Here is a 26,553-nt window from a genome sequence, read left to right as displayed (position 1 = left end):
AAGGGATTATTTTTTTGCGATACTAGCCCGCTTCAGAACGGCACATCACTATCGGGATCTGTATCGGGGTCAACGGTGCCGTCAGCCAGTGCCAAATCTCCGGTAATCTCGTCAACCGAGAGAGTATCCTCCCAATCAACAATTTGCCCGTTAAAAAACTGGGCAAAACTCTTAGTCGAACGAGTAACCTCATCATCCGAATGCCAAACTTCGGGAGTAGGAGTGTTACGCTCTATTGCCAGTGTCTCTGGCACAAGCGGCGGTCTATCAACACTGGTGCTGACAGGCGGTTCAGGGGATAAATGATGAAGCGGTTCAGGGGGCTTTTGCCCTGGGAAGGACGGTGCTGCTTCGGCAGTTCGGGGGCTGGAGGGCGGTGCTTTGGGTACTTGTGGTGATGCCTGAGGCGATATCTGAGGCGGTGCCTGAGGCGATATCTGAGGCGGTGCCTGAGGCGGGGGGCTAGTGGGAGCGGCAGCAGTGGCAACACCAGGAGCCATAACTTCTAGGGTCACTTTGATCTTGCGATCGCAATATTGTTCAAAGGCTGCCTCAATATTGGGCATTCGTTCCTTCGCCATCCGAAACAGCTTTTCAGATCTGGCTCCCATCCGGACTTCATGCTCATCTAATCCTAATAGCTGGCATTGCTGGCTCATCATTACCTGGGTTGAATAAGGCTGCACCCGACGCAACACTTCTACCCAAATTTCTTGCAGGTTTAAAACGGCTGCGGTAGGCAATGCTTGAGGCAAGGATTCTTCGGTAGGGGCGATCGGAGTCGGTTGTTCTGGCGGCAACTGATCGGGGATAGTTTGGGGTGGCGCAATCGGTGAGACGACCCTTGCGGTATCTGCGAAGCAGCGCGCTTCCTCAGAGGGTATAGCGACAGGTGGCGCAATTGGTGGCAGCGCAATTGGTGGTGGCGCAACTGACAGTGAGCTAACTGGCGCAACTTGATGTTCTAGGGGTTTGGGCGCTGTAGAAGCTAGCGCGATCGCCGAGGGCAATAATCCCATTAACGTAATTTCTAACCACAAGCGAGGCTGAGTCGAGTTTTTAACCTGCAACTCGGCTGCTCGGAGATGTTGTTGCCCTCTTAAAATTGTGCCAATTTCTAATCCTTGGACAAAAGCGCACAGTTCTGCCCAAGTGGGCGGCGTAATAGCGACTAACTCATTGCGATTAGGAGTGGTTTTCGCAATGAGTAAATCTCGATAAAAGCTAGCAAGGTTTTGCAGCACAATTAGGGGCTCTCGTCCGCGATCCATCAAGTGCCGAGTTTGGTCTAAAACCAAGGTGCTGTCACTTTGGGCGATCGCTTTCACCAAAGTCAGCAAATCTTTTTCGGGAACTGCCCCCACTAAATCCCAAACACGATCAATCGTTACTTGTCCTGTAACCAGGCTGAGTTGATCCAGCAAACTCTCGGCATCTCGCAGTCCACCCTGAGAAATTTGCCCCACAAGCTGAACCGCATCGCCAGTAATATTGATAGCCTCTTGGGTGGCGATCATCTTCAAATGCTCCACCATATCGTCTAACGGAATACGGCGAAAGTCAAAGCGTTGACAGCGAGAAATAATAGTCGGAAGAACGCGCTGAGGATCAGTAGTCGCAAGCACAAATGTAACGCGATCAGGAGGCTCTTCTAATGTCTTCAACAACGCATTGAACGCAGCACTGCTCAACATGTGGCACTCATCAATAACATAGACTTTGTACCGACATTGCACTGGTGCAAACTGCGATCGCTCGATCAGTTCCCGAATGTTATCAACCCCCGTATTACTGGCTGCATCAATCTCAATCACATCTAAAGCCGACCCATTGGCGATCGAGCGACAAACCTCACACACTCCGCAAGGCTGGTCAGTCGGCACATCGCTGGCAATGCAGTTCAGCGACTTTGCCAAAATGCGGGCACTTGATGTTTTGCCCGTGCCCCTAGCTCCGGTGAACAGGTATGCCGGGGCGATCCGCTGCTGGCGCAGGGCGTTGGAAAGCGTAGTGGCGATCGCGCTTTGCCCCACTAGCTCGGCAAAGGTTTGGGGACGATATTTGTGGTGGAGGGGTTCGTAGGTCACGGCGGAGGGTTGCGGTTCAGATGATCTACTTTAAAGGGGAATGGGGATTTTGGATTTTTAAAGTTCGGTTTCACTGCTACCAGCCGCTTGCATTTTTCGTAGAATGGCGGCTTGAATTTTGGCATCAAAATCTGGGTCATCTACGGTGGTGATGACTTGGCGGGGGCGTGCTGCTTCGCAGATACCGCAAGGGTCGCCCAACCTATCTAAATAAGCTTGAAGCGCCTCTTTGTCCTCACGATGTCTCAGGAAATATTGTCTTAATTCCACATCAGACATCACAGCATAATCAACTTGGCTCATATCAGCCCTCTACATGAAGATCAATCGCCTAGGCTGCTCTAATTTCAACATACGCACTGCTAGAAGTTGGTTCTGGAATAGGTAGCCCTTCTTCCTGCAAACCTTCAAGATGGAATTCGATCGCTTCTTGCATCAGATGCAAAACGTCTTCGCGGGTTTCTGCAACCGCAACGCAGCCTGGCAAATCTGGAGCATAGGCACCAAAGCTAGTTTTTCCTTCTTCAACAATAATGATGTATCGCATGGCTATTCTGGCTTTAATCCTGCCTGTTTCAGGATGCTGTTTAGTGTACCTGGTGGCATATCTACACTAGGTTTACCTGCTATGGTAACTTTTCCTGGCTTAATCGGATGCTTGAATTGACGATGGCTACCGGAGTCCTAACCAGTACCTATCCATCTTCCTCTACCAGATTAATCACGTCTTTAACTTTCACGTCATGGTTTGCCTTTGGTCATGATGCTGAATTTAACGGTTTCTAGAACACTTCAGCCACCTGTAAAATCGCAAACTGATGATGGTGTGGGGAATGGGTGAAGATGCAAAGAGTCGGGTAGAGCAAGGAGAGCAACAGCTTACGGCTGGAGATTTTCGAGGGGGCGATCGCTAACTATGACAAAGCCTTGGAAATTAAACCAGACTACTCTAATGTCTCTGCCCAGTTTAATGTCTCCATCCAAGAATACTTAAAAAACCTTACCATCGAGATGAAAGGAAACCTAGGTAAAATGGACACATCCGAGCCGCTCTTCAGCAATCCTTACTATTGGGCAGCGTTTACTTTTACCGGGCTTGCGCCATGAAATCTCTCAACCCGCTAGATACCCTCAGTTGCGAAGCGTTCATTCGGGCAATTCCCCAGATCAACGAGCCGCTCCCCGACGCGCTACAGAATGATATCCGCAGCACATTACAAGCGATCGCCAACCAACGCCCCCAATCTACATTCGGGCAACGCTCGACCAGTACCCCAACTTTCAAGCCGAGTACGAAGCCGCATACCGCAAGCTGCAAACGCAATACCAAAGGAACGAACGAGCCAAAGGCAGCTTTGCCTTACCCACTGAACCCTCTTTAGCCGACATCAGTCGCCTCGCCGGTCAACTTTTTGCCGCAGATCAGCCAATTACATCTGCTCGTCAGTGGGTCGAACCGATTCAGTCTGCGCCCATCGCTAAGCCAGCAGATTCGTGGGGAAAGGGCGATCGCGTGGTAGCAATGGTATCCGGTGGAGCTTTTTTAGGAGCGCTACTGGGACAAATTCCTGGAGCCGTTCTGGGTAGCATTTTAGCCGGGATCTATGGTTGGTATACTGGCTCAGAAAAAGTAGGAACGATTAAAAAAACTGAATGAATTTATCCGTTCAACACACTCAGTTTATTTTGGTTGGGATATTCCTGCTGATTGTTTTGACACGATATCTTCGGAAGAAAACCTTTCCTAGCTCTGAAGAACTACCAGGTTTAGCATTCGCGGTATCTGGAACATTCGCGGCAGTCCAAATCATCTATCGAGCCTTGTTTCTGACTGAGTGCCAAGAGTTTCTTGGGGTCGAGGGTGTAGTCGCTTTATTGGTGGGCGGCGGTTGTGCCTTATGGCTCAGTTACAAAGAAATTAAGAAACTACTCGATTAATCTCCTCGTCTTCCGTCCCATCTCCCCTCACGCTCCCAACCTGTGAGATAATAGTAAACGCATTATATGAAGAAGTCCCGTGAGCAACGTCCGCACTGTCTCCGACACCAAACGATCTTTCTACAACGATCACACACGCCCCATTAACTCCATCTATCGGCGGGTTGTGGACGAATTGATGGTGGAGATGCATCTTCACTCCGTCAATGCGGACTATCGCTATGAACCGATTTACGCCCTCGGCGTAGTCACAACCTTCGATCGCTTCATGCAGAGCTACCGCCCCGAATCTGACAGAGATTCAATTTTCAATGCCATCTGCAAATCCGTCGAAGAAGATCCTCAAACCTATCTCAACGATGCCGCCCACCTGAGAAGCGAAGCAAGTTCCTTAACAGCGAATGATTTTCTGGAGCAGGTCAAGCAGATCTCTAGCCAAGATTCAAGTGGCGTGATCGGCACCCTGAAAGCGATCGCCGATAACCCCAAGTTTAAGTACTGTCGCTTGTTTGCAGTCGGTCTGTATAGCCTTCTAGAGGCAATGGATATAGAGTTGACGAAAGACACGAAAAAGCTTAATAGCGCTCTCCACACTTTAAGCGAAGCCCTCCATTTGGACGGGGACAAAGTAGAAAAAGATCTAGAACTGTATCGTAGCAATCTAGAAAAAATGATCCAGGCGCAAATTGTCCTGGAAGATATCATCAAGGCAGACCGCAAGAAGAAGGAAGAACGGGCAAAAGCTAAGGCAGATGCGGCGATCGCCACTCCCCAGGAAGGCTAAGGCTGAGGACTTGATTGATCATCTTGAGCCTAAGCTCTGAATCAAAGATCTGAATCAAGCGTTTCTTTATCCCTTTCTCACCATGAGTCTTACTGAGCAGGTTCTCTCTCAACTGCCTGGCACCTTAGAGGGGCTACGGAGCGCCGATCGCCTCTGGCAAAGTTATCGAGAGAATGCTTTATCAGAGGCGATCGTTGTCACCGAAAGTTCTGAACTACTAGAGGAAGTGGATTGGGATGCGGTGATTTGTGGCGGCACGCTGGGAATTCTGATGGGCGCAGCACTGGCACAGCGAGGATGGCGGGTCGCCCTATTGGAGCGAGGCATTTTGCGAGGACGAGAGCAGGAGTGGAATATTTCTCGTAAAGAGTTGCAGGTCTTGGTAGATTTGGAGCTATTGACAGAAGCAGAGTTAGAGAAAGCGATCGCTACTTGCTACAATCCCGCCCGTCTCACCTTCGATCAAGGCATAGAACTATGGGTCGAAGATGTTCTTAACATCGGCGTTGACCCGGTTTTTCTCCTCGAAACCCTCAAATCAAGATTTCTTGCTGCTGGCGGACAGTTGTTTGAGCAAGTCGCCTTTAAAGAAGCGATCGTGCACCCTAATGGAGTGGCGATCGCGGTTACTCCGACGGACGATTCAACAAGCCAGCCCAGCCAAAGATATAACGGTAGGGTAATGCTGGATGCCATGGGGCATTTCTCTACCGTCTCTCGGCAAGCGCGCCAAGGGCAACAGCCCGATGCCATCTGTCTGGTTGTAGGAAGCTGTGCCCAAGGTTTTCCCAAAAACGAGACTGGTGATCTCTTTGCCTCCTTCACCTCTATTCAAAATCAATGTCAGTATTTCTGGGAAGCCTTTCCTGCCCGTGATGGCAGAACCACCTATCTTTTTACCTATCTAGATGCTGACCCCCAACGTCCTAATCTAGAAGCTCTGTTTGAAGATTACTTGCGGCTCTTACCCAACTATCAAAATGTGGCGATCGAGCAGCTTCAGTTTCAGCGCGCTCTGTTTGGCTTTTTTCCCTGCTACCGCCAAAGTCCGTTGCAGCTGGGTTGGAGTCGGATTTTGTCCATTGGCGATAGTAGCGGGAGTCAATCACCTCTCAGCTTTGGTGGGTTTGGTTCCATGATTCGTCACCTCAGACGGCTAACTGAAGGCATTGATGCCGCCCTTGAAGCCAATTTGCTGCACCGCCGCGCCCTTGCTCGCCTTCAGCCTTATCAGCCTAACTTAGCGGTAACTTGGTTATTTCAGCGATCGATGAGCGTTGGCATTAACCAAACTGTTGCACCTCATCAAATTAACGCTCTCCTTTCAAGCGTTTTTCTAGAAATGGAGCAGCTTGGAGAGCCTGTCTTGAAACCCTTTCTGCAAGACGTAGTGCAGTTTTCTGCCTTGCTAAAAACCTTGCTTAGGGTTTCCATTATGCATCCCTTACTGGTGCTAAAAGTTATCCCCCAGGTGGGGATAATGACGTTACTCGAATGGCTCATTCATTTTATTAATTTAGGTGTATACACAGGGCTTTACCCGATCGCCTGCACCTTCAAACCTTGGGCAAAAAATCTTTCGCCTAGCCAGCAATATTTATTTTTTCGAGGGCTAGATGCTTTACGGTACGGCTCAGGCAATGATTTTGAAGAATAAAACCTGGGTAGAAGTTCAGTATCGCATTAGAAGAAAAGACATAAAAAACATAGATGTTCCTAGCTTTTTTAAGCGATCGCCTCAGCGCAAAGATTACTTAGTACGGTCAGAAAATAACTTGAAGCCCCAAACTATGGGAGACTTATAACTGGCAAAACTTCGGCTGAACTTGCTTTTGAGACGAACGAAGGAAACGGCTTAGCATGGATTTTCCCCAGGCGCGACAGAGATTTTATGAGGAGATTAATCAACCTGATGAGCAGATTGATCTGGCAACAGCGGCTTTATATTTAGCTCAGGAAGAATATCCTGAGCTAGATGTCAAATTTTATCTCACCGCCTTGGAAGCAATGGCAGCCGCAGTTATGGCGAGGTTGCCTGCTGAGCGCTACCCTCTGCGGATGATTCAAACGTTAAACCAATATCTGTATGATGAGCTAGGATTTTCTGGAAACACAGAGGATTATTACGATCCTCGCAACAGCTACCTGAACGAAGTGCTCGATCGTCGCATTGGTATACCCATCACGCTTTCACTGGTTTATTTGGCATTAGCACAACGGATTAATTTCCCCATGGTGGGAGTCGGAATGCCGGGACATTTTTTAGTCCGTCCTGCTGTTGAAGAAATGCTAGTGTTTGTCGATCCGTTCCATCGGGGCGAAACCATGTTTGCCGAAGATTGCCAAGAGCGCCTGAGCCAAATTTATGGTCAGCCTATCGATTTTCGTCCAGAGTTTTTAGAGCCTGTGGGTTCTCGCTATTTTTTAACCCGAATGTTAACGAACTTAAAGGCTATCTATCTTTCCAAAAATGATCTGCTCCGAACGCTCTCCGTCATCGATCGCATCCTCTTGCTATTCCCTAAAGCGTTGACCGAACTGCGCGATCGCGGCTTTATTTATTACCAACTCAACCATTGGACAGAAGCTCGTCAAGACCTAACCGATTACCTTGACCAAATGCCAACTGCTCCTGAGCGGGCGATGATTTTGGAACTGCTGGAGAAGATGAGCTGACGGCAAACGAGTTGCCACATTCGCAGCAATTGACTGCATTGGGGTTATGAAAGCGAAAGCCGCCACCCATCAAGTCCTCGGTGTAATCTAGGGTTAATCCATTCAGGTAGGGCTGATGCTGAGGCGCAATGGTAACCTGGATGCCTTGGCAGTTGATGATCTGGTCGGTAAGGGCGACCCCTTGCGGGTCTTTCGAAGAGTCCACTTCATCCCACGCCATTGTGTAGTAAAACTCAATGCATCCTCCTGCTGCCACACCCAGACGAAACGAGGCGCCAGGGTGTTTAGATTGAGTGCGCTTAAACTCGGCGATCGCGGCTTCACTCAGGTGAATCATCAGGTTTCCTCATCACTCTACGGCTACTGATCATACCTTGCAAAAGCCCTCCGGCTGGGAGGGCTTAGAACGGAGAAGAGCCAGGCAGTATAATTCAGGACAATAGTATTCAGAGTAATTAGGTTACCTCAGTTCGAGCGTAATCATCCTGATAACGAGTAATATCATCTTCACCCAAATACTCACCGTTCTGGACTTCAATCAGCACTAAGGGAATAACGCCAGGGTTTTCTAGACGGTGGAGAGTACAGGCGGGTACATAGGTAGATTGGTTGCTATACAACAGCTTTTCTTCGCTACCACACACCACTTTGGCAGTGCCCGATACCACAATCCAATGCTCGCTGCGGTGATGGTGCATTTGTAAACTTAGGCGATGTCCGGGCTTTACCTCAATTCGCTTAATTTTGTACCCTTGCGCTTCTTCTAAAATAGTGAATGCTCCCCAAGGGCGCAGTTCGGTTGCTGCAATGCCTCCAGGAACGATAGAAGTGGGTAGAGATATTGATTGAGTCATTTCTTTAACTTGAGCCACGACATTTTCTCCTTATCGCAATTACAAAAAATGTGAATGAGAGGTGATCTAATGCCTAATGTCAATAGACCCTGATCAACATACCACAGGGGTCATAATGCCTAAACTGGAAAGTCATCTGGCTCTTCCAATCTACACTCACTCTTTATAGAGATTAACTTTCTAAGTAGAATCAGCCTACTCAACACCGGGGCGAATAAAGACCCCAATGCCATTGTTAACCCGAGCTGCGGTGCTAGGAATGCGATCGAGCAACTGTCCTCCCAGATAAAGGGTTGTTGAACTTCCCCCATCTAGATTGAGTGCATTGACTGCTCCAAGCTGCAACATAATTTGAGCGGTTTCTTTTAGGGTGGGCCCTGCCCCGTCTAGGCGATTATGAACCGCTACTAGCATTAGAGTTCCCGTGGCAGTAGAGCCAATCACGCTACGAGCGGCTGCTTGCTGCGCAAAGGCGGTGGCAAACTGCTCTGATGCAGCATTGAGAACAACTTGGCGATTTTGCACCAATAAAGGACCTGCCCCAACAACTTGAGTATATTGACTAAAATCAGCAGGCTGAGTTCCGGTTTCGGTCTGCACTGCGGTTCCAACACCTAAAGCAAGGGCGGCATCCCGGTCGGCACGGACGACTAAAAGATAGCCATCTGTTGGAATGGGCGTGCTAACTTTGCCTGCTCCTGTGGCTTGCTGCTGTTTAACAACCTGTCCATTTTTGACGGTGACCAAAACTTCGTGTTCCAAAATGGTGGAGTAGTTCGCCCCCCAGCCTCTTGTATAGCGAGACACGCCTGCGCCTACATAGCCAGTATTGAAATACAAGACCGGGAAGCGTTGTCCACTCGAAGTCGTGATCGTTTCATTAAGGCTGAGGTGGCCAACAGTGGCTTCTCCGCTGCTGTTCCAGGCGATCGCCCCCCGATTTAGGATTGGGCCTGATACCCAGTTGTCGTCTTGGCGAATTGCCCCTAGCGGTAGCCGCGTATTGCGATTAAAGAAGCCTGCGTTAATTGCTGCCGCTACTTTAGAACGCTGTGCCGTAGACTGCAATGGCGCAATCCCTACAACGGTGGAAGTATGACTCAAAATTGGCTTAAGGGAGACTCCGGGCTGACGCAAATCAATTTCCAGGGCAATCACTGGAAAACGCGCTGCTTCAACGGCGATCGTTTGTTGCAGCCAGCGCAAGCCCGGTGCCCAAAGAATATCTTGCGGTTGCATTGAATCAGGGCGGATATCCACCAGCAAGCGATTGGGCTGGGTCAATGCCCACACCCGAGGACGGATGCCTTCGGGGAGTTCTAAGCTAAGGACAGTTTTGTGGGTGTTACCGCTCACACTGAAAGCCCGTAAGCGATTGCCGCGCATCCCCCGAAGTTTATGAAGGCTAGATGCGCTAGGAGCATCAATTGTAATAACGGCAGAGCCATTGGTTTCAGCTACACGCCAGGGAGCAGGTTGATCAAGATCGATGACAATGCGATCGCCCCACTCTTGCTTGCCTTGTCGAATTCCTTTGACGTGGGCTGTGGGGGTAGAAATTTGTAGCGAAGTCCCCTTCGCTTGCACCTGCCAACCAAACTTTTGTGCCAATTCTGAAATATCTAAATAGCGATACTGGTCAGTCAACCAGGTCGGCAAAACCAACGGCTTACCCGGTACGTCAGAGAACCATTCAATTGGCTGAGTAGCAGCATCTTGAGTGTTCAACAAGCTCACGCCCCAGCCCTGCACTAACCCAGCATCCGCAATTCCAATGCTGCCCTGGCGCTCGCTCCAAGGAATGCTCAAGGACTGACCATTAACCACTACCTGCTGCCCTTGCCGGGTGAGGGGAATAGGCGGCACCGCAGCTTGAGCCAGGGTAGGCACCCAAGAAGGACTCCGGAGGGCTGGCGGTGCTTGAGTTTCGGCAATACTAGGCTGCTTGAGTGCGAAGTAAAGCAGCCCGCCCAAGCAGCACGCAACGAGCAAAGTTCTGAAGTGCCTAGTGAGGAACTTAAGGAGAGGGTTGGAAGGTTGTGCCTCTTCACGGCGTAACCGACGCATTCGACGACGAGTTTTAAAACTAATCACAGTATTCGCTGAACTCTATCCTAGGGGGGAAAATTGATGAAGCAACTACTACTCTGTATCTGAATTCCTTATCTGCAAACAAATTTCCGACAAGTTTTCACAATTTGTTGTTATTCCAACAGAGCTACTGTTCCCCAAGAATTTTATTCAGACGCTCTATTTTTTCACCTTGCTTCAGTTTTCTCGTCTTAGCTCAGCAATATTCAGACGGGTATCGGTATTAAAGGTCACTCTTTTGTCTTTGCAATCCCTAAACAATAGGAAGTCATCTCAGTTGTATGCTTTTACCCTAAGTTCTTCTTCTCCAGAGATAGACTTTAGAGTTTTGGTTCTCTTCTCTCCTACAGAGATAGATTAGGACATTGGAGCGATGCGGAGGTTTGCGAATCTAGAATGCTTCTAGTAATGAACTTTACAGTCCCATTACAATAGAAGCTGAGGGTCATGATGCCAAGAGTCGCAAAAAGTCTTGGAGGAGCGCAGCAAACGCCAATGCAGGGGAGGGATTGTCGAGGAGCTTTAATTTCTATTAAGATTCTGTCTCCGTGTCGTTATGAGAAATTGATCTCTATAGTGTTGGCGCACTTCGTGGCGGTCTAAGTCTAATTACCTTTAGTTATTTCAGAGGGGTCGTAAGTAGCGTGAGTCAAGATAAGCGAAGCAATCAGGAATCAGGGGCAGGATACGCGGGGCAGCGGTGGCTGGTGGAAGAGCGAGATGCCTGTGGAGTTGGCTTCATTGCTGACCAATATGGGCGTAAAAGTCACTCTCTGATTGTTCAAGCGCTGGCGGCGTTGAGATGTATGGAGCATCGGGGGGGATGCTGCGCTGACCAAGATTCGGGTGATGGCGCAGGGGTAATGACGGCAATTCCTTGGGAGATGCTGGCTCCTTGGCTGGAAGCAAAGAGCTTGGCAGTGCAGCCGGAACAGATGGGACTAGGAATGTTCTTCTTGCCAGCGGAAACAGTGGCAGCAGCGATCGCCCGTGAAGCCGTTGAGCGCGTGTCTCAAGCCAGTGGACTCAAGGTTTTAGGCTGGCGCGTTGTGCCCGTTAATCCAGAGGTGCTGGGGGTACAAGCCAGGGAATATCAGCCTCAAATCGAGCAGTTAATTGTGCAGTCTACCGAGGTAGAAGGGGATGACCTCGATCGCCTCCTTTACTTAGTGCGCAAACGAACTTTGACCGCGCTAGCTCCCTTGGAAGTTGCACATCCTCAGCTTCGAGACTTTTACGTTTGCTCGTTTTCTTGCCGCACGGTGGTTTATAAAGGCATGGTGCGATCGGCAGTGTTGGCGGCGTTTTATGACGATCTGCGCGATCCGGCTTACCAAAGTATTTTTGCCGTTTATCATCGCCGTTTTAGCACCAATACTTTGCCGAAGTGGCCGTTGGCGCACCCGATGCGCTTGATCGCTCACAATGGCGAAATCAATACCCTCGTGGGCAATATTAACTGGATGGTGGCGCGAGAAGCCGATTTGGAGCATTCCATTTGGGGCGATCGCCTAGGTGATCTGAAGCCGATCGTCAAAATGGACAGCAGCGATTCTGCTAACCTCGATAACGTTGTGGATTTGATGGTGCGGACAGGTCGTAGCCCCTTAGAAACGCTGATGATTTTGATTCCAGAGGCGTACAAAAATCAGCCTGACCTGGCAAATTATCCCGAAATCACTGATTTCTACGAGTACTACAGCGGCATTCAAGAACCGTGGGATGGCCCAGCCCTAGTAATCTTTAGTGATGGCAAAATTGTCGGAGCCACGTTAGACCGCAACGGCTTGCGTCCGGCGCGCTACAGCATTACTAAAGATGGCTTTGTGCTGGTGTCTTCTGAAGCTGGGGTGGTGGATTTACCCGAAGCCGACATTGTGGAGAAAGGACGGCTAGGCCCTGGACAGGCGATCGCCGTTGATTTAGAAAACCACACGATTCTCAAAAATTGGCAGCTTAAACAACAGGTTGCCAGCGCCCATCCTTACGCGCAGTGGCTCAGCGTGCGCCAAGATTTACACAATCAGCCGTTCCCCGATGCGCCCCAAATGGATGCAGGATCATTGCTGCGTCAACAAACCGCTTTCGGCTACACCACCGAAGACGTGGAAATGGTAATCGAAGACATGGCAGCCCAAGGGAAAGAGCCGACTTTTTGCATGGGCGATGATATTCCCCTAGCCGTGCTGTCGAGTCGAGCGCATTTGCTGTACGACTACTTTAAGCAGCGGTTTGCCCAGGTCACGAACCCGGCGATCGATCCGCTGCGAGAAAGCCTGGTGATGTCCCTCACTAGCCAACTGGGCGGACGGGGAAATCTGCTAGAGACGACAAAATCGGAGTTTGCTCATTTGATGAAGCTGGATTCGCCAGTGTTGAATGATAGCGAACTGGAGCAGATTCGGCAGTCGGAATTTGCGATCGCCAATCTTTCTACCCTCTTCAAAATTTCTGATGGCCCCAGCGGGTTACAACGGGCAGTTGCCGAGCTATGTCAGCAAGCAACCGCAGCAGTCCGAGCCGGACAAGAGATTTTGATTTTGAGCGATCGCCTAAACCATAGCGGCGAACCCACTAGCCTCAGCCCTGAATACAGCTACACTCCGCCTCTCTTGGCCGTTGGTGCAGTTCACCACCACCTGATCCGTCAAGGGCTGCGGATGAAAGCCTCCATCGTCATTGACACGGCGCAATGTTGGAGCACCCATCACTTCGCCTGTTTGATTGGCTATGGAGCCAGCGCCATTTGTCCGTACCTGGCTTGGGAAACCGTTCGCCATTGGTGGACTTCGACCAAGACCCAGAAAATGATTGAGCAGGGCAAGATTTCCACTAGCCTGACGGGGGCACAGTACAACTACCGCAAGGCGATCGATGGCGGTCTGCTGAAGGTATTGTCGAAAATGGGGATTTCCCTATTGTCGAGCTATCACGGAGCGCAAATTTTCGAGGCGATCGGGATTGGCTCGGATCTATTGCAACTGGGCTTTGCGGGGACGGTTTCACGGCTGGGCGGATTAACAGTGGCAGATTTAGCGCAGGAAGTGATCTCCATTCACAGCCGCGCATTCCCCACGCTAACGGGCAAAAAGCTAGAGAATCTGGGGTTCTTTAACTACAAGCCAGGGGGCGAGTACCACATGAACAACCCCGAAATGTCGAAGGCGTTGCATAAAGCAGTAGGCGAAAAAAGCCACGACCACTATCAGCTTTACCAAACCCTGATTGCTAATCGTCCGATCACGGCACTGCGCGATTTACTGGACTTCAAGGGCGATCGCCCCTCCATTCCTATCGAAGCAGTAGAGCCAGTAGAGGATATCGTCAAACGTTTCTGCACGGGGGCAATGTCATTAGGTTCGCTTTCCCGTGAGGCACATGAGACGCTGGCGATCGCTATGAACCGTTTGGGCGGCAAATCCAACTCTGGGGAAGGCGGCGAAGACCCGATGCGATTTAAAGGCTTTGATGATGTGGATGAAACCGGAATTTCCCAACGGTTCCCCCACCTCAAAGGCTTGCGCAACGGCGACACCGCTAGTTCTGCTATCAAGCAAGTGGCATCGGGTCGCTTTGGGGTCACGCCAGAATATTTGATGAGCGGTCAACAGCTCGAAATTAAAGTTTCTCAAGGAGCAAAACCCGGAGAAGGCGGACAGTTGCCAGGTAGTAAAGTTACGCCTTATATTGCCATGCTGCGGCGATCGAAGCCGGGCGTTTCGCTGATTTCGCCGCCGCCCCACCACGACATCTACTCCATTGAAGATATGGCGCAGTTAATTTTTGACCTGCACCAAATTAATCCGATGGCAAAGGTATCGGTGAAGCTGGTGGCAGAAATTGGCATTGGCACAGTCGCGGCTGGGGTTGCCAAGGCAAACGCCGATATCATTCAAATTTCGGGGCATGATGGCGGCACGGGGGCATCGCCTCTTAGCTCTATCAAGCACGCAGGCGTGCCTTGGGAATTGGGCGTGACAGAAGTGCATCGAGTGCTGATGGAAAACCATTTACGCAGCCGCGTATTGCTGCGGGCAGATGGTGGGCTGAAGACGGGCTGGGATGTTGTCATGGCGGCATTGATGGGGGCTGAAGAATATGGCTTCGGCTCAGTTTCAATGATTGCCGAAGGCTGCATCATGGCGCGGATTTGTCATACCAATAACTGTCCTGTGGGCGTTGCTACTCAGCAAGAGAAGCTCCGACAGCGGTTTACGGGCACACCTGCCCATGTGGTTAACTTCTTCTACTTTGTGGCAGAAGAGGTGCGATCGCTCTTGGCGAGACTGGGCTACCGATCGCTCCCCGAAATTATGGGTCGTGCTGACTTACTCAAGGTGCGCGAAGGCGTGACTTTGACCAAAACACAAGCGCTCAACTTGGATTGCCTGACTCAGTTACCCGATACCCGCACCGATCGAAGCTGGTTAGAGCATGAAGCAGCCCATAGTAATGGCGCAGTTTTGGATGATGAATTGTTGAGCGATCCAGAAATTTTGGCAGCGATTCAGAATCAAGGTGAGGTATCGAAAAAGTACGCAGTGGTCAATACCGATCGATCGGTCGGTACACGAGTTTCAGGGGCGATCGCCAAACAGTACGGCGACAATGGCTTTGAGGGCAGCTTGACCTTTAACTTCAAGGGCAGCATTGGTCAAAGCTTTGGCGCTTTCATCTTGTCTGGTATGACGCTTAACCTGGAAGGCGAAGCCAACGACTACGTGGGCAAAGGGATGTGTGGCGGCGTGATTGCCATCAAACCATTGGCTGAGGCGACCTACGATCCGGCTGCTAATGTTATTGCAGGTAACACCTGCCTCTATGGAGCGACAGGCGGCAGCCTCTTTGCTAATGGGCAAGTGGGAGAACGCTTTGCTGTTCGCAACTCCAAGGCACAAGCGGTTATTGAAGGCGCGGGTGACCACTGCTGCGAATATATGACGGGCGGGGTGATCGTGGTGCTGGGCAAGGCGGGGCGCAACGTCGGCGCAGGCATGACGGGCGGTTTAGCTTACTTCCTCGACGAAGATGGCAGTTTCCCTACCCAAGTCAACCCCGAAATCGTCAAGGTGCAGCGGGTCGTCAGTGACGCGGGAGCGCAACAGCTTAAAACGCTAGTACAAGCTCATGCTGACCATACGGACAGTCCTAAAGCGCAACTAATTCTGGCGAATTGGTCAGAGTATCTGCCTCGGTTCTGGCAAGTCGTGCCTCCATCAGAAGCAGACAGCCCAGAGGCGAAGGCAGAGGAACGGGTATTAACTTCGGCACAGTAAATACATAAGACGCGCGCTGTGCAGATACCGCAAGGGTCGCCCTCTAGTCATTTTGCTAAAGGGCGATCGCTGTTTCAAGCTTCCTTTATTAATATTTCAAATAGCCTCTACACTAAAGGCAAGATTAGAGAGGCGATCGCACTATGACCACAGCGACTCCTAAATTCATCACCTTAACGGAATTCCTCGTTTTTCCTAATATCGACGAGTCCCCCGCTTGGGAACACATAAACGGCGAAGCGATTCAAAAACCTATGGGTGGCGGCAAGCACAGCATTTTACAGAAAAAAATAGTGGGAGTGATTGATCGCTTGGACAGCAACTATGAGGCATTTCCTGAGTTGCGCTGTACGGTAGGCGATCGATCGATTGTGCCTGATGTTTCAGTGGTTGAGCGCGATCGGGTTCCGATTGATGAAAGCGGAGAAATTACCAGTATTGGCATTGAGTTTGCACCTGATTGGGTCATTGAAATTCTTTCGCCTAACCAGAGCCAAACTAAGGTAACGGGAAACATATTACACTGCATGAAAAATGGTTGTCGATTGGGTTGGTTAATTGACCCTAAAGAAAAATCAGTCTTAGTTTATCAGCGCGATCGCTTGCCTGAATTGTTAAGGGGTGCCGAGCAACTTCTGGTTTTAGAAGATATTGATTTAGTACTGACAGTTGAGCAAATTTTTAGTTGGTTACGTCGCTAGGGAAAAGCCCGTTAGGGTGACTATCGGCACTTAATTCTTTACCAATGAGCCGATAGTCTCGCGGGGTTTTTCCTGTCCAGCGTTTGAAGGCACGATTAAACGCACTGGGTTCTGAAAAGCCCAACAGAAAAGCAATGGCGTGGATCGGTATCGTGGAATCTTTAAGCTGCTGTAGGGCTAATTCTTTGCGGGTTGCATCAAGTAGTTTTTGAAAAGTTATGCCTTCAGCTTGTAATTCTCGCTGCAACTGACGGACGCTGATGGCTAACTCGTGAGCGATCGCATCAATTGCGGGCAAGTCTCCTGCAAGCTGTTGAATGATTGCCTGGACTACTTTTTGAGAGTAGCGATCGCCTCGATTCATCTCATTCAACATCGTTTCAGCCTGACTTTCAAACAGCGGCAGCAGATTTGAATTGCTCGATAAAATTGGCCAACTCAGACAGCTAGCATCAAAAATCAGCCGACTCACAGGCATGGAAAACTTTAATTCAGTTTGAAAAATGCGATCGTATTCTGATGTATCGGCAGGAGATGCATAGTGAAACCAGGCAGCAGATAGACGGAGTGGTTGACCTGTAAGAGATGCCGCCGCAGTTAGGAATGATGCAAAAGTCCATTCGATCGTGTAGTGCGGTTCTTCTAATAGGTAGTTTTTCACATCATCCGTCACAGTGTAGTCATAAAACACTATTCCATCTGATACCGAGAATTTCATCTGAGCACTCTGACAAAACAAACTGGTGTAGCGAGAGAGTTTTGCTAGTGCGTCCCCCAAAGTTTGACAGTTAATAAGGAGATATCCAACGATACCCATATTTCCCAAATTAGATGCCTCACCAATGTGTAAAGCAAGATTTTCATCGCCTGTTTGCTTCACAGCCTCCTGCCATACAGCAAGATGGATTGAACTAGGAATTCGCTCGTCGGGCATTTGTAACAGAGCAGAATTAAATCCAGATGTTGCACAAAGTTCTTCGACGTTAACACCGTGGCGCGCAATGAAGTTAAGAACGATACGTGTAACGTAAACGGTAAAAGTTGCTTCTTTCATACATCAACTTAAAGAGAACCAAATAACAATAATTTAGACAGTTCCTTCACTGCCTTTTTACCCTAAAGTCACAGGGTTTCAAGAAAATTTAACATCATTAACTACTACTCATGGCGACAAGTACTAGGTCGTAAACTGACGAGACGCTGCATATCAAACACTAATGGCGACTTTCCCCATCACTTGCCTCTGTTCGAGGTGGCGAATTGCTGCGGGGATTTCACTCAGGTTGTAACGTCGATCGATAAAAGGGACGATCTTGCCTGCCACTATCAGATCCCTCAACGTGACGAGATCTGCTTGATTAGGTTTTGAAACCAAGCATTTCACTTTATGGCGACGGGTTCTCGAAATCCAAGGGCCGAGAAACATCGACTGGAAAAGTCGAGCGATGGAGCCGCCAACCATGACGTAGGTTCCCCCAAGAGTCAATGCTGGCAGATAGTCAAAAACTGAACGGTAGGCTGCTGCGTCAAGAATCAGGTCGTAATGCTGCCCATGCTGGGTGATGTCTGTTTGAGTGTAATCAATAACATAGTCTGCGCCGAGCGATCGCACCCTATCCATTTTTTTCGTGCTGCATACGGCGGTCACCTCAGCGTTAAAGACCTTCGCAATCTGCACCGCAAAAGAACCTACGCCCCCAGATGCACCATTGATCAATACCTTTTGCCCCGGCTGAATTTGCCCAACATCTCGAAGTCCCTGTAGGGCGGCAAGGGCGGCATCAGGAACGGTTGCAGCTTCTTCAAAGGTCATGCTGGCTGGCTTTAACACCAATGCTGCTTCGGTTGCACAGACGTACTCAGCAAAAGCGCCGAAACCACACCCAGACAATTCTCCAAAAACCTCATCACCAGGTTGAAACTGCATTACGTCTTTGCCGATCGCCTCAATCCGTCCTGCTACATCACAGCCGAGGATCTTGATTTTGGGCTTGAGTAGCCCCCCGAACATCAGGCGAGTAAGGAACGGAGTCCCTCGCATCAGGTAGCAGTCACCCGCATTGACGGAAGCAGCATAAACCCGCACCAGCACTTCATTGTCCTGAACTATAGGCTTATCAATGTCTTCTAGTCTTAACACATCCGCTGAACCATACTCGACTTGAACGATCGCTTTCATTTTGTCATTCCTTTTGTTATCCCTTGCCCCTGTCTAAGGGTACTCAAAGCTTTCATGACCTTCTCTTAGATTGGGGAGAAGATGAATCAAGAAGGGGCTAAGTCTCTATGACTTGGGCTTACAGTGCAAGTTTAACTTACAGTGTAAGCTTGTCAAGATGAATAGTAAACTGAATCCCCAGATCTGGATTGCTTTGTCTGTTAAGAATCAATGCGAGAAGAGTTAAATGGCTAAGACGAGCAACTCAAATACAGCGCCTCAACTCCCTTTAAGCCGAGAACGGGTGCTGCGCGCGGCACTGTGCATGGCTGACGAAGGTGGCATTGAGTCGCTCTCGATGCGGAAGCTTGCCCAGAATCTGGGTGTTCAGGCAATGTCGCTATACAATCATGTGTCCAACAAGAGCGACATATTGGATGGCATCGTCGATATTGTTGCCAGCGAAATTGAGGTGCCTGATCTGGGTGTTGAGTGGAAAATAGCCATGCGGCAGCGGGCAATCTCGGCTCATGAGGTGCTGTTGCGTCACCCGTGGGCAACAATGGCGCTTGTGTCACGGGTCAATGTAGGGCCAGCTATGTTGCGCTATGTGGATGCGACGCTGGGTTGCCTATGCGAGGCGGGTTTTTCGTGCGAGATGGCTGATCATGCGTGGAATGCGATCGACAGCCATATTTATGGATTTACGCTCCAGGAGCTAAACTTTCCGTTCGAGGCGACAGAGTATTCTGAAGCGGCGAAGAACGGTCTTTCACTGATCCCTGCTGATCAGTACCCTTACCTCAACAGGCTCACGCATCATGTCATTGAGGGGCGTTATGACGGTATTCATGACTTCGAGTTTGGTCTTGAATTGATCCTCAATGGTCTCGACGGGTTTCGAGATCAGCAGGTTTGACGGTCATTTCGTGTTGGCGTAGCCAAAGTCACGTCTGAGCCTTCAAAGAAAGGTGGCGCTAAATCGATTCAGCAACGCTCAATTTCTATCATTGCCCTAATTAAACAATTTCTGCTAGAGCTAGACGCGATCGCCTACTTGTTGGTGTAACGTTACCAGTGAGACGGTTTTTAAAGGTACTTAGTGAGACGATAACATCGCAAAAGAATTTCAAAGCGGTATCGTTCTTCAACCGCACTGTTTTTCAATTGGGATAATAAAGATGAGTACAACTCGGATATTCAACAGTTCTGACTTTTACCAGCCGACAGATGGGGAACCGATTCGCTCGGTTATTACAGAGGCTAAAGATGCTGTTGTCGTGGTCTGGTACATTAAGCCAGGGCAGAAAATTTCCCCACATATCCATCCTAATGGGCAAGATACTTGGACTATTTTAACCGGACAGGGAGAATACTATTTAGATCAAGAAGGTACCACAAAGGCGATCGGAGCAGGAGATGTGGTAATAGCGCCAGTGGGATGTGTGCATGGCGTATTTAATAATGGTGATGCACCACTGGTTTTTATTTCGGTGGTGTCACCTGCTGATGCAGGATATCAACTTGTAGTATCAGAAAATTCTTTCGCTCTTTATTCCTAATCATTCAGTTTACGATCTATCTTCAGCCGGTGATGTTGATATTAGGTGGAAATAAAAGAGGTATTTTAGAGCGATGAAAGGGTTGATTCAGTATTTTTATGAGATCAAACTAGATAAGACAATTCTCTGGTGCTATCTCATTTGGTATGTTGTAGTCACTTATTTTTACTTTGATCCTTCACTCAAGATTTGGATCAATTCAATGGGCATCAGTGCCGTGATTGGTACAGGTCTACTGCTGAGCGTTTCTCCTGGTAAAGCTGGCAAAACAGATCCTTGGCAAACGTTCAGGTTATATCTGATGCCGTTTTGTGTTTCAAGCTTTTCTGCTTTGATTAAAGACCAGGGATTCATCGTATTTGTATCACCAAAAACCAAAGAAAATGCAATAGCAGTATCGTGCTGTATTTTCTTTTTTTTGTTTATTTTGATAATTAAATTAGTCAAGAATAAAGCTGCTTAATTTCAATCTTGTCCAAGGGCAGGTAGTTCTATTAGTGTTCTGCGCCAAACCGCCCAGGCGACATTTGCGCCAAAATTTCATCGGGCTGTCCAGCCACTTGCTGGGCAAAGCGCCGAGCTAGTGGCGGCAGAATGGCGAAAGGATTGCTAAAACCTGAAAAGAGATGGATGCTAGGAGCCTGGGGGATCGCCCCGACAAGGGGAAGGCGATCGCTACTAAATGCCACTAAACAACTTCGCCATTGCCCAGGAACATCCTTCAGCACTGGTAAAATTTTCTCAATGCCCCTCCGCATTGCTGCTTCACTCGCCCTTGCATCCACTTGAGGATTGAGATCCGTCCATGCCCGAGTAACCTGCCCAATTCGCACGCTGCCATCCTGCAACTGCACGACACCCACATCCAAAATTGGGGGAACAACCTCATAATTTGATTTATCCCATAATGCATCGATCGCCGCCGCCCGATCCTCCATCTCAAACCGTTGCTGTTCAGCAGGCATCACGATCGCCTGTAGCGTTAGGTCAAGAGGCGGCGTTTCAATCATTTCGGCATGAGTGTAGTAAATGCGAGTAGACAAGCCAGCTTGTTGTAAAAGGGTACGGCTCATCCCTCCAGCACAGATGGCAATATTGGCACTGGTATAAGTTTCTGAGGAAGTCGTGACACTCGACGGAGAAAGGCTCTTAACCAGGGCAACTTGTCGATCGCCACCCAAGCTCAAAAACGCTTGATTATAAGCTTTCACCATTGCTTCGGGAGAAACATGACCGTGGTTGAGGAGCAGGGCAGCGGCGATCGCACTTGGATTCAGCAATGGTTCTAGAGCGCAGGCAGCTTCGACGCTGAGCAAAGCAGGTGGAGTCATAAACCCAGCATAAGTAGCAGCAACCTGTTCAGGACTGCGGTCAGGGTCAATGGTCAATAGCAGGTTTACTTCTCGAAATTCTGTATCTGCTGCTAACTCTGCCGACAAGTTACGGTGAAGCGTCACCGACTCTTGACACAACTGCCGCATCATTGGCGTAGCGCCAGACCAGTAAGCAATTCCACCATAGCTATATCGTGTGGCACCTTGTTGAGCTACCGATTGCTCTAGTAAAAGCACCGAGCACCCCACTTTTACAAGTTCATAGCTTAGGGCAGAACCCGCCAAACCACCGCCCACCACAATCCAATCGTAATTTTTCATAAAGTTTCTGTAATCTTACCGCTGTCAAAACCGGATGGGGTAGGACAAATTGTGTGAACTACTCACGTTATTCAACGTAGCCCTATGACCACCACCCAACGGTTATTTTTTCTGATCGCAACTTGTAGTTTACTAGGATTGGGGTTAAGCGCTGTGAGCAGTCAGGCTGAAGTTCCACAGTGCTTTGCTACAGACCATCCTACCGACGACTGTTTCAACCAGGCACCCGGTCTAAAAGTGCTAGAAGGCGTGGGACAAGGGCTGTTGGCGGGAACACTTGCGGCGATCGGGGCAAGTTGGAAAGTTTTAAAAGAGAATAGATAGAAAAATATCCCCAGCTTTTTTGCAAAGTCGGGGATATTGTATGAGTTTGAAGACGTTAGGCTCTGCGGAAGATTAAGCCCCATAGGAAAATCAGAATGAGTGCGCCAATGACTGCTGTCACCAGGTTGGCAAAGGGTACTGCCGTTAGAAAAGGCAAGAATTTAGCAATTTGTCCACCCACAAAAGCGCCGACAAATCCTAAAAGGATCGTTGCAAAAATACCGCCGCCTTGAGTACCAGGATAAATAAGTTTGGCAAGCGCGCCTGCAATTAAGCCGAGTACCAAAGTACTGATGATTTCCATACTGCGTTTCTCCTCACATTTACTTGATAAAGATCAACTTAAGACCTTAGGGAGTTGCAATTAAATAACGCCCCAATCGCCCCCTTGTATCTTAAGAGTGTGGTAGACCGTCCTCCCTAAGATTCTTGAAATCGAGATTTAGCTAGGGTCACCACACTCTGTTGAACTCAGACACACCTCGAATTATCGGCAGGGAACTCAGAATTTCTGCGTATCCCGTATGACGCAAGGTAGAGGAACATCTGAGACTTAATTCTAGACTGTTTATCGATTGGGAGTCCTCTCATGAGCGACCTTCTCCATTCCATTGGCATTGACGTTTGTAAACGGTTTCTGGATATTCATGTCTATACCACAGGCAAGTGCTGGCGCGTTCCTAATACAATCATTGGATTGTTGTCGGTGCGGTCGCAGTTTCCAGAACCAGAGCAAGTCAAGCGAATTGTTCTAGAATCGACTGGGGGCTATGAACGAGAAGCGGCTTTGTGGCTGACGCAAGCGGGTTATTCAGTGGCGGTGATTAATGCCCGTCAAGGACGCAACTTTGCCAGAGCAATGAATCAACAGGCAAAAACCGATCAAGTCGATGCTCAGATTTTGGCTTTGTTCGGCGATAAAATCACCCCGCCTGTGCGACCGTTATCGAGTGAAGCACAACAGCAACTGGATGATTTAGTCACCCGTCGCCGTCAGTTGGTGGACATCTTAACAGCAGAGCGCAACCGGATGGCTCTGCTGCGGGGAAAAGCGCAAGCGAATGTGGAACGGCATATTGAATGGTTGGATGCGCAAATCCAAGATCTCGATCAGGAGATCGAAGCCCAAATTCAAGCCTGCCAAGCGTGGCGGCAAACTCAGAAACTGGTCTTGAGCGTGCCGGGGGTGGGCAAAGTGATGGCTGCCACGCTCCTGTCTGCCCTACCTATGAAATGTCAATGGCATAGACGTCTAAACGCCTTACAGAAAAGCCTTTCAAGCGTAAACCGTAACTTTCTGTCCAAATGCGCCCGCTGGTTCTCATTGCCAGAATCGAGCTTTACGACTCCTGCCTGCTCTCTAAAGTACAGCCTTTACCCTGTTCGCGCTCTGCTTTTTTACCGGATGTCGAATTAATGAAGCGTGCACGCGATTATTAGCCTGTAATCAACCGGAGATAGAAGTGAAGCTTAGCTAATTTAGATAGGGCGATTACAATAGGCAACATACTCCATACACTGTGCCTTCTCCACCTCCTAACGGAGCTACCGCAACAAGCTCCTATTGCTCTTGTGCCATGTGATTGAGAAAATCAGTCCAAGATTTTCCCTTCCACTTGCTAACTTCCTCACCTTGGATACGAACCCAGTTAATCTCTTGAGTCCATCCCCTTCCTACCCAAGCATAAGCAACACTACAGTATTCCACCATCTGTATCTCTCTAGTTTAGTTTCTAGCAACCCATCAATATCAGTAGCTGGCACTGGTACTTATGACTGATACCCACTTTATCCTGGTGAGATGCGCTCTCCGTCTCGTATCGCAGATTTCAACCTTCATTCCCTTATACTGTGCTTCGGACAAACCTGTAATATTAATGGCGATCGCCCGGTACGAGAGATCAATGACGATCGACCAAAAGATTGAAGCCGTTGCCCAACAGATTGATTGAACAGAATAATTTAAGAAAGGACTGCTCCAAAAATGTTTGTGTAGATTGTTAAAATTGAACAACATAACCCATCAAAACCTATCCTTGCCTAACCATCGTTGACCCAGATCTCACCAACTATGATTGCAGCAAAAGAAAACCGCCCACGGCTTACCTCTGAAGAATATTTTGTCTGGGAGGAAAAGCAGCTAGAAAGGCATGAGTATATTGACGGTGAAGTCTATGCAATGAGCGGCGGTAGTGTCAATCATGGTCGTATTGCCATCCGGTTTACTGCCATGTTCGACACCCACTTAGACAATAGTAGTTGTATAACGGGCAATTCTGACATCAAGGTTAATATTGTCGAAACTAATAACTACACCTATCCAGACGCTAGTGTCACTTGCGATGAACGGGACAAAAGCACTGCCGACTATTTTACTTATCCATGCTTAATCGTTGAGGTTTTGTCAGATAGCACTGAAGCTTATGACCGAGGTGGCAAGTTCAGAATGTACCGAAACAACCCTGTCTTACAAGATTATTTGTTAGTGAGTTCCACCAGTATTGAAATGGATTTATATCACAAGAACGATGCTGGCGAATGGATCATTCTTAATTACAAAGCAGGAGACATCATAGAACTGAAAAGCATCAACCTCAGCTTTGCGATCGAGCAAGTCTATCGCGGTCTTGTGCTAACGCCAGAAGGTCTACCACCAAAGGGAGCAACACCGGAATTTGAATAGACTACATTATGCTTAAATCACCGTCACCATGACTTAATCTGAACGAGAGCTAGAACAAAACCTCATTCAGCGCCTCACAGGACTAGGTTACGAACCTGTCACCCTCAGAAACGCCGCCGCCCTTACTGTCAACCTCAAAGCTGAACTTAAAAAGCACAACGGGATCAAGCTCAGCGATACAGAGTTCAAAAGCATTCTCAACCACCTCAACAAAGGCAATGTGTTCGATCGCGCCATATGCCTGCGCGACAAAATGGAACTCAGCCGCAACGACATCTGAATAGACCAAGACAATACCCTGATGACCCAAAAATAACAGCTTATAGAATCAAATGAGCTTTAACTCTACCTTCAACATTGCAGCTTTTCACCAACTCCGTTCTGTCCCAATCTCGGTTACATCTGCCTCAATAAAACAACACTCCAAATCTGCCTCAGAATCCATTTCTGCTAACAGGTCTTCAACCTGCTTATCAAGGTCTTGCTCGTCCTGATAGAAGAATGTCAACTCATATTCCCAACTGTCCTGCTGTTGCTTTTGCATCCCATAATGAGACAAACACGAACGTTCAATCGTCTCTCTCACTTTTTTCTTGCGTCGAACAAACTTGTTGTTATTCTCCACCCTGAGCCAGAGATGCACTCGCGTTGTTCGGGTCGTTGGCTCCGGCTTCACTTTCGGGTTGATGTATCGATAGAACGTGGGGCGACTAATTTTGAGATGCTCACAAATCGAAATTACCGTTCGGTTTGGATCGCTGGTCAGCGATCGCCCAATGGCAATCTGCTCTGACGTTAACTTCTGTCGCCGTCCCCCGGTTCGCCCTCTTGCTCGCGCCGCCTGCAATCCCGCTTGAGTTCGCTCTCGAATCAAATTCCGCTCAAATTCTGCCAGCGCCCCAAACACATGAAATATCAGCTTTCCTCCACTGGTGGTTGTATCAATACTTTCCTGAAGCGAACGGAACCCAATTTGTCGGTGCTCTAGATCCTCTACCAGCGCAATCAAATCTTTGAGCGATCGCCCTAATCGATCGAGCCGCCACACGACTAAAGTATCTCCAGATCTCACATAATCGAGTGCTTGTTTAGTCCGGGGCGATCGGATCTTACCCCACTCATTTTGTCGCAAAAGATTTTGTCACACCCAGCAACTTGCAGCGCCAAGTTTTGGTCATCCGTCGAGACTCTCTCATACCCGATCAGCATGGTCAGAAGTTCTAATGTGCTGTAATTGTATCAGAACTCGTTAAACCTGTCCTATTTTGATACATAGATTAATTGACAAGTTGTTTTACATTGTTTAAGGGCTGAAACGCCAGATTATCACTGCAAAGCGCGAGTGTAAAACAAACGGTCGTTTTCTTTACACAGTTGCTTTCGCTTCCTCGACCGTTGATTTTCAACCGTCTTTGCATCCTTTGGTGTATTAAGAAACTCAACTACCAAATCTCAGTACCAAATTCGTTTTACAAGTTGAGTTTCGTGGTGTTTCCATTAGGACTCTAGTTGTGAAAGCATCTCTGGCTCCAAGATTGTGTGCTTATGACCCTAAAATAAAGGAATCGTTGTCCTATCCTAAAGTGGTCTCCTTCTAATGGTCATGCGCCTAACTGTTTAAAGATTACCTATAGAACCCATTTGACATCTCAAGAGGAGGCTGCAAGCCTTTTCACCAGTAGCCTGACGAAGCAGAGATAGATCTTAATCGTGGCATTCGACAGAGTTCGTTCAAAGTTCTTCACCAGACTTTTGCAGCGTTCC

At 48.7% G+C, this 26,553-nt stretch carries 26 protein-coding genes and 2 pseudogenes; 13 read left to right on the top strand and 15 right to left on the bottom strand.

Features of this window, described 5'->3' with window-relative positions:
* Window positions 1-32: 32 nt before the first annotated feature.
* From KME11_13830 to KME11_13815, 4 genes and pseudogenes are all read right to left on the bottom strand, one after another.
* The gene (locus tag KME11_13830; protein MBW4516288.1) at window positions 33-2,087 is read right to left on the bottom strand and encodes a DNA polymerase III subunit gamma/tau; all 2,055 of its coding nucleotides are present in this window, start codon (window positions 2,085-2,087) and stop codon (window positions 33-35) included.
* Between the two features lie 57 nt (window positions 2,088-2,144).
* The gene (locus KME11_13825) at window positions 2,145-2,390 is read right to left on the bottom strand and encodes a hypothetical protein (protein ID MBW4516287.1); all 246 of its coding nucleotides are present in this window, start codon (window positions 2,388-2,390) and stop codon (window positions 2,145-2,147) included.
* A gap of 28 nt (window positions 2,391-2,418) precedes the next feature.
* Window positions 2,419-2,634 (bottom strand): type II toxin-antitoxin system HicB family antitoxin, encoded by a 216-nt coding sequence (locus KME11_13820; protein MBW4516286.1) that lies wholly within the window; start codon window positions 2,632-2,634, stop codon window positions 2,419-2,421.
* A 2-nt stretch (window positions 2,635-2,636) separates the two neighbouring features.
* Window positions 2,637-2,827 (bottom strand): annotated as a pseudogene (locus KME11_13815) (type II toxin-antitoxin system HicA family toxin).
* Between the two features lie 363 nt (window positions 2,828-3,190).
* Between KME11_13815 and KME11_13810 the strand changes: the two are divergent.
* The 5 genes from KME11_13810 (at window position 3,191) to KME11_13790 (ending at window position 7,485) form a co-directional block, all read left to right on the top strand.
* The gene (locus tag KME11_13810) at window positions 3,191-3,469 is read left to right on the top strand and encodes a hypothetical protein (protein ID MBW4516285.1); all 279 of its coding nucleotides are present in this window, start codon (window positions 3,191-3,193) and stop codon (window positions 3,467-3,469) included.
* Window positions 3,470-3,740: 271 nt separating this feature from the next.
* Complete coding sequence (locus tag KME11_13805) at window positions 3,741-4,025, top strand: hypothetical protein (protein MBW4516284.1); 285 nt, start codon at window positions 3,741-3,743, stop codon at window positions 4,023-4,025.
* Between the two features lie 79 nt (window positions 4,026-4,104).
* Window positions 4,105-4,809: a photosystem II biogenesis protein Psp29 gene (locus tag KME11_13800; GenBank protein MBW4516283.1), complete on the top strand. Its 705-nt coding sequence runs from the start codon at window positions 4,105-4,107 to the stop codon at window positions 4,807-4,809.
* An 82-nt stretch (window positions 4,810-4,891) separates the two neighbouring features.
* Window positions 4,892-6,466, top strand: a complete 1,575-nt coding sequence (locus tag KME11_13795; GenBank protein MBW4516282.1) for an FAD-binding oxidoreductase — start codon at window positions 4,892-4,894, stop codon at window positions 6,464-6,466.
* 203 nt (window positions 6,467-6,669) lie between these two features.
* Window positions 6,670-7,485 (top strand): tetratricopeptide repeat protein, encoded by an 816-nt coding sequence (locus tag KME11_13790; protein MBW4516281.1) that lies wholly within the window; start codon window positions 6,670-6,672, stop codon window positions 7,483-7,485.
* Here KME11_13790 and KME11_13785 read toward each other — a convergent pair.
* The 3 genes from KME11_13785 to KME11_13775 all read right to left on the bottom strand — a co-directional run bounded on the left by KME11_13785 (window position 7,379) and on the right by KME11_13775 (window position 10,433).
* Entirely contained in the window at window positions 7,379-7,822 is a 444-nt protein-coding gene (locus tag KME11_13785) for an iron-sulfur cluster assembly accessory protein (GenBank protein MBW4516280.1), read from the bottom strand. The genes KME11_13790 and KME11_13785 overlap by 107 nt on opposite strands.
* A 118-nt stretch (window positions 7,823-7,940) precedes the next feature.
* Window positions 7,941-8,339, bottom strand: coding sequence for a phosphomannose isomerase type II C-terminal cupin domain (locus tag KME11_13780; GenBank protein ID MBW4516279.1), 399 nt, complete (start codon window positions 8,337-8,339; stop codon window positions 7,941-7,943).
* Window positions 8,340-8,534: 195 nt separating this feature from the next.
* Window positions 8,535-10,433 (bottom strand): phosphodiester glycosidase family protein, encoded by a 1,899-nt coding sequence (locus tag KME11_13775; GenBank protein ID MBW4516278.1) that lies wholly within the window; start codon window positions 10,431-10,433, stop codon window positions 8,535-8,537.
* A 641-nt stretch (window positions 10,434-11,074) separates the two neighbouring features.
* On the opposite strand from KME11_13775, the gene KME11_13770 reads away from it, so the two are divergent.
* The gene (locus KME11_13770) at window positions 11,075-15,706 is read left to right on the top strand and encodes a glutamate synthase subunit alpha (protein MBW4516277.1); all 4,632 of its coding nucleotides are present in this window, start codon (window positions 11,075-11,077) and stop codon (window positions 15,704-15,706) included.
* Window positions 15,707-15,849: 143 nt separating this feature from the next.
* Window positions 15,850-16,407 (top strand): Uma2 family endonuclease, encoded by a 558-nt coding sequence (locus KME11_13765; GenBank protein MBW4516276.1) that lies wholly within the window; start codon window positions 15,850-15,852, stop codon window positions 16,405-16,407.
* Here the strand turns inward: KME11_13765 and KME11_13760 are convergent.
* Both KME11_13760 and KME11_13755 read right to left on the bottom strand, forming a co-directional pair.
* On the bottom strand, window positions 16,388-17,461 hold the full coding sequence (locus KME11_13760) for an AraC family transcriptional regulator (GenBank protein MBW4516275.1): 1,074 nt from the start codon (window positions 17,459-17,461) through the stop codon (window positions 16,388-16,390). The two genes, KME11_13765 and KME11_13760, sit on opposite strands and share 20 nt — an antisense overlap.
* Before the next feature lie 153 nt (window positions 17,462-17,614).
* Window positions 17,615-18,586 (bottom strand): NAD(P)-dependent alcohol dehydrogenase, encoded by a 972-nt coding sequence (locus KME11_13755; protein MBW4516274.1) that lies wholly within the window; start codon window positions 18,584-18,586, stop codon window positions 17,615-17,617.
* A 226-nt stretch (window positions 18,587-18,812) separates the two neighbouring features.
* On the opposite strand from KME11_13755, the gene KME11_13750 reads away from it, so the two are divergent.
* A complete protein-coding gene (locus KME11_13750; GenBank protein ID MBW4516273.1) occupies window positions 18,813-19,484 on the top strand; it encodes a TetR/AcrR family transcriptional regulator C-terminal domain-containing protein in 672 nt (223 codons plus the stop codon).
* 262 nt (window positions 19,485-19,746) lie between these two features.
* Window positions 19,747-20,127, top strand: coding sequence for a cupin domain-containing protein (locus tag KME11_13745; GenBank protein ID MBW4516272.1), 381 nt, complete (start codon window positions 19,747-19,749; stop codon window positions 20,125-20,127).
* A gap of 165 nt (window positions 20,128-20,292) precedes the next feature.
* Here KME11_13745 and KME11_13740 read toward each other — a convergent pair whose 3' ends face one another.
* On the bottom strand, window positions 20,293-20,574 hold the full coding sequence (locus tag KME11_13740; GenBank protein MBW4516271.1) for a hypothetical protein: 282 nt from the start codon (window positions 20,572-20,574) through the stop codon (window positions 20,293-20,295).
* Window positions 20,575-20,621: 47 nt separating this feature from the next.
* Window positions 20,622-21,782: an FAD-binding oxidoreductase gene (locus tag KME11_13735; GenBank protein ID MBW4516270.1), complete on the bottom strand. Its 1,161-nt coding sequence runs from the start codon at window positions 21,780-21,782 to the stop codon at window positions 20,622-20,624.
* Between the two features lie 84 nt (window positions 21,783-21,866).
* Here KME11_13735 and KME11_13730 point away from each other — a divergent pair, with 84 nt between their 5' ends.
* Entirely contained in the window at window positions 21,867-22,106 is a 240-nt protein-coding gene (locus KME11_13730) for a hypothetical protein (protein MBW4516269.1), read from the top strand.
* Window positions 22,107-22,161: 55 nt separating this feature from the next.
* On the opposite strand, the gene KME11_13725 is transcribed toward KME11_13730, so the two are convergent.
* Window positions 22,162-22,410, bottom strand: coding sequence for a GlsB/YeaQ/YmgE family stress response membrane protein (locus KME11_13725; GenBank protein MBW4516268.1), 249 nt, complete (start codon window positions 22,408-22,410; stop codon window positions 22,162-22,164).
* A gap of 285 nt (window positions 22,411-22,695) precedes the next feature.
* Here KME11_13725 and KME11_13720 point away from each other — a divergent pair, with 285 nt between their 5' ends.
* Window positions 22,696-23,523: a transposase gene (locus tag KME11_13720; protein MBW4516267.1), complete on the top strand. Its 828-nt coding sequence runs from the start codon at window positions 22,696-22,698 to the stop codon at window positions 23,521-23,523.
* Between the two features lie 144 nt (window positions 23,524-23,667).
* On the opposite strand, the gene KME11_13715 is transcribed toward KME11_13720, so the two are convergent.
* Window positions 23,668-23,817 carry a hypothetical protein gene (locus KME11_13715; GenBank protein MBW4516266.1) on the bottom strand — a complete coding sequence of 50 codons (150 nt, stop codon included), beginning with the start codon at window positions 23,815-23,817 and terminating at the stop codon, window positions 23,668-23,670.
* Between the two features lie 61 nt (window positions 23,818-23,878).
* Between KME11_13715 and KME11_13710 the strand changes: the two genes are divergently transcribed.
* Together KME11_13710 and KME11_13705 are read left to right on the top strand one after the other, a co-directional pair.
* Window positions 23,879-24,058: a hypothetical protein gene (locus KME11_13710; protein MBW4516265.1), complete on the top strand. Its 180-nt coding sequence runs from the start codon at window positions 23,879-23,881 to the stop codon at window positions 24,056-24,058.
* A 119-nt stretch (window positions 24,059-24,177) separates the two neighbouring features.
* A complete protein-coding gene (locus KME11_13705; protein MBW4516264.1) occupies window positions 24,178-24,789 on the top strand; it encodes a Uma2 family endonuclease in 612 nt (203 codons plus the stop codon).
* An 82-nt stretch (window positions 24,790-24,871) separates the two neighbouring features.
* On the opposite strand, the gene KME11_13700 is transcribed toward KME11_13705, so the two are convergent.
* On the bottom strand, window positions 24,872-25,078 hold the full coding sequence (locus KME11_13700; GenBank protein ID MBW4516263.1) for a hypothetical protein: 207 nt from the start codon (window positions 25,076-25,078) through the stop codon (window positions 24,872-24,874).
* A 78-nt stretch (window positions 25,079-25,156) separates the two neighbouring features.
* A pseudogene (locus tag KME11_13695) lies at window positions 25,157-25,998 on the bottom strand (recombinase family protein).
* Window positions 25,999-26,553: the final 555 nt, after the last annotated feature.

This window comes from Timaviella obliquedivisa GSE-PSE-MK23-08B (assembly GCA_019358855.1).
GTDB classification, from domain to species: domain Bacteria; phylum Cyanobacteriota; class Cyanobacteriia; order Elainellales; family Elainellaceae; genus Timaviella; species Timaviella obliquedivisa.
This window is presented reverse-complemented; position numbering and strand designations above follow the sequence as displayed.